Raw genomic sequence first — 5,689 nt, forward strand, 5'->3', positions numbered from 1 at the left:
GAGCATAAAAAGCATAATTTGCATGGCGTGCAATTTCACCCCGAAAGCATAGCCAGCCAGCACGGGCATGATTTGCTACGTAACTTTATAGGGTCTGTAACTAAAACGTAAATAAAAACTGCCAAGCAATTTATGGGTGGTTTCATATGGACTTTTGTAGGTAGCGGTAATGGAGTTTTAGTTATATTTAGCTGAGAATTTAATAAAAATTAAATGCAATAAGCTGCCTTTTTTTGAATAAAAAAGCCATAACCCTGATTCAAAAAGCTTTCTAACTTTATTGTCACTCCCTCAGGGGAGCGTGGTATTTTCACACCTCAAACCCCACACTCCCCGCGCCCCCGACCCACACTCCCACCCATTAATCCATCCATTACCAATCCATTGCCCATGTTGCCTGATGTGAGATACCCTATGCCTTGGTTCAATTTAAGAAAATCATGGTCACTAAACTCCTTAGCATTCTCCAGAAAGCCCTATCACTCACAGGATTAGTACTACTGCTGTCCCTCTCAACCTGGTCACTGCCAGCCACAGCAGCCGCCAAGATTAGTCCTCAACTAGAACAACAAATACTCGAAGTCATCCGCAACCACCCAGAAGTAATCCTAGAATCGGTCCAGAGATACCAGCAGCAACTGGAACGGGAAAGCCAGCAGCGACAGCAAGCCATCTTGCAGGGCTTCAAAACCAATCCCCAAGCCTTCATTGGTTCCTCTCCCGCGACTGGCTCCATTGAAGATAAAATTGTGCTAGTAGAATTCTCAGACTTTCAGTGTCCCTTCTGTGCCAGAGCTCACGACACCGTCAACCAGTTTATAGCAAACCATGGGGATGAAGTTACCTTAGTTTACAAACACTTCCCCCTGACGGGAATTCATCCCCAAGCCCTGCCAGCCGCTCAAGCCGCTTGGGCCGCCACTCAACAAGGCAAATTCTGGCAGTACCATGATGCCCTCTTCGCCAATCAAAAGCAATTAGGAGAAGAGTTATATCTTGCCATTGCCCAAGACCTAGATTTAGACCTAGAGCAGTTTAACCGAGACCGGAACGTAGCTGATAGTGCCATTGCAGAAGACATGCAGCTAGCACAACTATTGGGACTGAGCGGCACACCTTTCTTTGTTATGAATGGTGAAGCCTTCTCTGGTGCCGTGCCCCTAGAACAGATAGAAGCGATATTGGCACAAGTGCGCAACTCTTGAAGTAAATAAAGTAGGGTGGGCAAAGTAATCTAATCTCTAATACTCACAAGAACCAAATTGTTTTTGCCCACCCGACAAGCTCAATAAAGTAGGGTGGGCAAATTAATCTAATCTCGAATAGTCACAAGAACCAAAATCTTTTTGCCCACCCGACAAGCTCAATAACTATATAGTTTTTACGTTACAGATTACAAGGGTAAGGGCGATTTTCCGAGGGAGATGCTAGACATTAACGTTGATTGATCGGTGTTGTGGTGGAATAAGCCAAAAAGCAATTAATTTGTATAATGGATTTCTATAAAGTTATTGGACATACTTGTTAAAACTTATGCGTGACCTAGAACAACTAACAAAAGATATTCAAGAACTACCAGAAGAGGCTCAAAAAATTATTGCCGATATCATTGAGGTGTTCAAAAAACAGTATTTAACGAAAAAAACGCCATCTCTTCACCCTCTGGAATTAGACAATCAACCTTTTATTGGTATGTGGTGTGATCGACAAGATACTCAAAATAGTAGCGAATGGGTGAGAATAATTCGACAACAACATTGGCTTGGATAAATTGCTGCTACCCTTATTGAAAATCAACGAGATTATCGCTTTATCTCAGAACTCAATCTATTGAAATATCCATAACATTGATGGAAAACTATTGCTAGCATGCCTATTGCCTACTCCCTACTCCCTACTCCCTACTCCCTACTCCCTATTTCCACCATCGCCTAACATCTTCAACTGCTACCACCGTTTCTCTTAGGGCTTCAACACCCCCAAACTTGGTGATTAAAGGCGCTAATTGAGGAATAGTTTTAATAAAATTGGGACGGGTTAGACTAGCTAAACTATAAAGAATTTGTTGCCAAAAAGGAAAATCAACCGAGGAAGGAGTTAAGTTTTCAATCAAGTGCTGTAAGGCAATAGCTCGGTGGTATTCATTCGAAATCCCTATGGCGCAATCTAAGGCTTGGGGTAACAACACATCGGGTAAGTGGGGGGCTAAGGCTTCTAAGGCTAATGCTCGGTAGTATTCATCGGAAATCCCTCTGGCGCAATCTAAGGCTTGGGGTAACACATCCGGTAAGTGGGGGGCTAAGGCGACTAAGGCATTAACTCGGGAGAATTCATCGGAAATCCCTATGGCGCAATCTAAGGCTTCCGATAATAAAGAAGGGGGAAAATACTCACTAATTGCCTCCAAACCCCTTACTTGACTACTAAAATTTTTAATCTGTCGCACATAAGCTAGTGCTTGAGCTGGGGTCCAGATTTCTTTTTCAACTAATGCTCCCATTAACTCTGGACCAATATTTCCAGCCAAGCTGTTGAGGGATGTGCTAATCAGAGCATACCGACACTGTAGACTAATCGATTCTGTAGGATTTTCTGTAAAATTAGCTGCTGCTATTGCCCAAGCTCTCGATACATCCTTGATGAAATTAGCAGTTTTTCCCTGTCTATCACACTGCCAATACCAACCGTTATCTCCTGCTGGAGTTTCTTCTTTCAGGAGTTGATGAATTTCATTAATTTTTTTAGCTTTCTCTAGGTGCCAGATTAAATTGTTATAGATATAACCATCATCGGGTAAGGTATGCCATAATCCCTTATCGGTTTTAGTTTGATAACGTTCTAATAATTGTTGATGAGCTGAGGGTATTGATAATCCTAGCTCTGATTGTACCAGACTACGGGCTAAATCATGTAACAAGTCATGGAGGCGATAGTTACTTTCTGGTGTAGTAGAGACTCCTGGTAGTAATAACGCTTTTTGTCGTAAGTACCTTAACGTATCTTTGGCTTCAACTAAATTACAATCCCATAAGGTTGTCGCCATGGATTCAGTAATAGTGACATCCTCCGGCAGTATCCCTAACCAAGCAAAGTTTTTCAATCTATCGTCGTCGAATAATCCCTTTAAACTGAGATTAAAGGAAGCCACTAGACTGTAGTTTTTGCGCTTAGCATCACTTGGCTCTTCCTCTGCTTTCAATCGATCCAAAGCTTCTATACCAACAATTAAATCTTGTAACTCATCCAGTAACTCCTGCCAAGATAATCCATCCCTAATTTGGGCAGCAGCTAATTCTAATGCTAAGGGTAAGTAGCCGACGATTTTGGCTAAATTTTCAGCATAATCGAGTTCTTGAGCAGTTAAATCATTATTGAAACAAGAGGTTAATAACTCCAAGGATTGATTGGGAGTCATCACGTCTAAATCATAGGGAATCGCATCTTCAACCTGGGCTTCTCTGGTAGTCACTAAAACCCGACAGCCATCCCCTGCCACTCGAAATGGTTCAACATGATCAGGATGCCAAACATCATCGACAACTAGCAAGGCTTTTTTATCGGATAATAATGTTTTTAGTTGTAAAGAAGCTGCCTCAGTGTTAATCGGTTTAAAATCATAATCTCCTAATTGCTGTATCCAGCTACTTAGAAAAGATAAAATATCAGGTTGCTGACCTAAGGTTGCCCAAAAAATCCCATCGGTAAAATGGGATTGAACCTCTTTGTCATGGGCTAATGCTGCAGCTAAGGTGGATTTTCCAATTCCTCCTAAACCATAGATAGCACTAACAACTAACGTGCCAGCTTTAGCGGTTTCTTCCGATAAAAGGATTTGTTTTAGTCGTTGGCTTACTTCCGGGCGTTCCACATAATAAGGAGGTAGTGGGGGAGCTTGATTGAATCGAGTTTGGTTATTCATATTCTCAATGTTGTAATTCTCAACAGTAGCTTGGTGGGATTCCAAGGCTTTGGTAATCTAGGGAGCAGGGAGCAGGGAGCAGGGAGCAGGGAGTCAGTAGTCGGGAGTAGAAATTCACCCTTAATTAATAAGTTAGGAGAAATTCGTTAGGATTCTCCCTATCCGGATTTAGGCAGCCTAGTAAAGTCTAAATTAACTGAACTTTATCAATGGTCAGTTAGGCAATGGTCGCTGACGAAATTGCTCTCGCTCAACTACTGTAAATTTACCTTCAAATTCTAATCCTTCAACCTGTAACAACATTAACAATTTTTCGGCAGGTTCGATGGGGTTTAGGGGTTGATAGCGTAGATAAATCACACCTGATGGTGGTTTTAGACCCAATCGATAAATCAATTCACCATAATCACGATCAAAGGTTAAAATAACTCGTTGATCAGACACTGCCCAAGCCAATACCTCAGTATCTTCAATTCCTGGTGACTCTTCGGTAATTGATAAGATATCATAACCGGCTTTTCGCAACCTTTTGACACTGGGAAGTGGAAAGTTTTCATTTGCTAGAAGTCTCACTACCTTGCCTCAGCCATCGGTGCCAATGTATAGATAACTTCATCTTGCATACATTCAACAGTAAAAGCAAAGATTGCTCGAATTGATTCTCTAGTTAGTGTTGGATAGCTTTCCAATATCTGTAACTCTGTCCAACCAGCAGCAAACAAGCCTAAAATAAACTCAACGGATAAACGAGTGCCTTTAACCACTGGCTTCCCTAATAAAATGTTGGGATTTGAATGAATGTATTCTCTCCAATTCATGATGATTAGTTGTTTACTTAGATTTATGGTTAATCTAGTTTATAGCATTTATCGAAAAATTAGGTGTCGTCAAGGATTTCATTAAGCTCCTTAACTTGATTGGTAGCAATATCTGCTTCTGATCTGGCAATAAGCTTGTCTAGCTTTCCAGATTTTAGGTCAGATACGCCGTTGGCCTCGCAGGTCTCGATCTCGGAGTCCTTGATTTGGCGGGAGGCGTCGGAGACGTCGGTCTCGCCGGCGCAGAACAGCTTGAAGCCGTCGCCGGTACCGGGACCGTCGACGGTGATGATGGCATCGGCGCAGATGTCTTCGTACAGCTCGGCCGCCTTGCGGCTCACCGGCTCGACGGTCGAGGAGCCGGAAACGATGATGTTGCCGGCCGCACATCCATCGGCCGACCCCTCCGCTGCCGCGTCTCCGGAAGCGGCAGTGCCGTCTTGGCTCGAATCGGTGGCACAGGCTGCGGCCATGAACGCTAGGGCCAGTACGAGGCCCAGCAAATTACGGGTCTTCAACGCCATCTACTCGTCTCTCCTCATAGCTCCGGATCATTTCGGGTACTCACCCGAACCGATGCAAGAGCCACGGTAAGGACCGGACGTTACCGGCGGGTCAGTTCAAGGTGAACCGCAGGTGAACCGCTGAAGAACAGTTGTCGATAAGCCGCTAATTTTGGGGCTCCCTTCGGTGCCCCACTCTCCCGCATCGCATTCACGGCCGGTGACGGGCCAGGAACTCCATCCGCTCGAACGGTGCGGGGTGATGGGCGTACCACCGATACCACCGGGGCGGGGCGAGGTCGGCCCGGTCACCACCATGCAGCCGGGCCGCGTCGGCCGGTGTTGGGCAGCCGACGACCCGCATGGCACCAACGTCCGCGCTCCGCTCCTGAGCCCGCGACACCCAGGCCGTAACCAGCCCCAAAAGGCCGAGATAGACGTGAAAGCCA

General features: G+C 44.7%; 7 protein-coding genes and 1 pseudogene. 3 read left to right on the plus strand and 5 right to left on the minus strand.

Annotated features, from left to right (window positions below; genetic code table 11):
* From F6J94_RS34495 to F6J94_RS29040, 3 genes and pseudogenes are all read left to right on the plus strand, one after another.
* Positions 1 to 111, plus strand: a pseudogene (locus tag F6J94_RS34495) (aminodeoxychorismate/anthranilate synthase component II); the annotation flags it as partial.
* Positions 112 to 440: 329 nt separating this feature from the next.
* Complete coding sequence (locus tag F6J94_RS29035; protein WP_293046758.1) at positions 441 to 1,205, plus strand: thioredoxin domain-containing protein; 765 nt, start codon at positions 441 to 443, stop codon at positions 1,203 to 1,205.
* 328 nt (positions 1,206 to 1,533) lie between these two features.
* The gene (locus F6J94_RS29040; RefSeq protein ID WP_293046759.1) at positions 1,534 to 1,770 is read left to right on the plus strand and encodes a hypothetical protein; all 237 of its coding nucleotides are present in this window, start codon (positions 1,534 to 1,536) and stop codon (positions 1,768 to 1,770) included.
* 145 nt (positions 1,771 to 1,915) lie between these two features.
* Here F6J94_RS29040 and F6J94_RS29045 read toward each other — a convergent pair whose 3' ends face one another.
* The 5 genes from F6J94_RS29045 to F6J94_RS29065 all read right to left on the minus strand — a co-directional run.
* A complete protein-coding gene (locus tag F6J94_RS29045) occupies positions 1,916 to 3,919 on the minus strand; it encodes an NB-ARC domain-containing protein (RefSeq protein ID WP_293046760.1) in 2,004 nt (667 codons plus the stop codon).
* 213 nt (positions 3,920 to 4,132) lie between these two features.
* On the minus strand, positions 4,133 to 4,492 hold the full coding sequence (locus F6J94_RS29050; protein WP_075901810.1) for a DUF5615 family PIN-like protein: 360 nt from the start codon (positions 4,490 to 4,492) through the stop codon (positions 4,133 to 4,135).
* On the minus strand, positions 4,492 to 4,737 hold the full coding sequence (locus tag F6J94_RS29055; RefSeq protein WP_075901808.1) for a DUF433 domain-containing protein: 246 nt from the start codon (positions 4,735 to 4,737) through the stop codon (positions 4,492 to 4,494). Before F6J94_RS29055 ends, F6J94_RS29050 begins: the two co-directional genes overlap by 1 nt.
* 59 nt (positions 4,738 to 4,796) lie before the next feature.
* Positions 4,797 to 5,261: a substrate-binding domain-containing protein gene (locus F6J94_RS29060; protein WP_293046761.1), complete on the minus strand. Its 465-nt coding sequence runs from the start codon at positions 5,259 to 5,261 to the stop codon at positions 4,797 to 4,799.
* A 190-nt stretch (positions 5,262 to 5,451) separates the two neighbouring features.
* Positions 5,452 to 5,689: M48 family metalloprotease (locus F6J94_RS29065; RefSeq protein WP_293046762.1), on the minus strand; the 238-nt coding region annotated here is incomplete at its 5' end.

This window comes from Moorena sp. SIO1F2 (assembly GCF_010672755.1).
GTDB lineage: Bacteria > Cyanobacteriota > Cyanobacteriia > Cyanobacteriales > Coleofasciculaceae > Moorena.

Bases quoted from the DNA above. Each gene is read 5' to 3' on its own strand.
- F6J94_RS29035 (WP_293046758.1), top strand. From the start codon at position 441: ATGGTCACTAAACTCCTTAGCATTCTCCAGAAAGCCCTATCACTCACA.
- F6J94_RS29040 (WP_293046759.1), top strand. From the start codon at position 1,534: ATGCGTGACCTAGAACAACTAACAAAAGATATTCAAGAACTACCAGAA.
- F6J94_RS29045 (WP_293046760.1), bottom strand. From the start codon at position 3,919: ATGAATAACCAAACTCGATTCAATCAAGCTCCCCCACTACCTCCTTAT.
- F6J94_RS29055 (WP_075901808.1), bottom strand. From the start codon at position 4,737: ATGAATTGGAGAGAATACATTCATTCAAATCCCAACATTTTATTAGGG.
- F6J94_RS29060 (WP_293046761.1), bottom strand. From the start codon at position 5,261: ATGGCGTTGAAGACCCGTAATTTGCTGGGCCTCGTACTGGCCCTAGCG.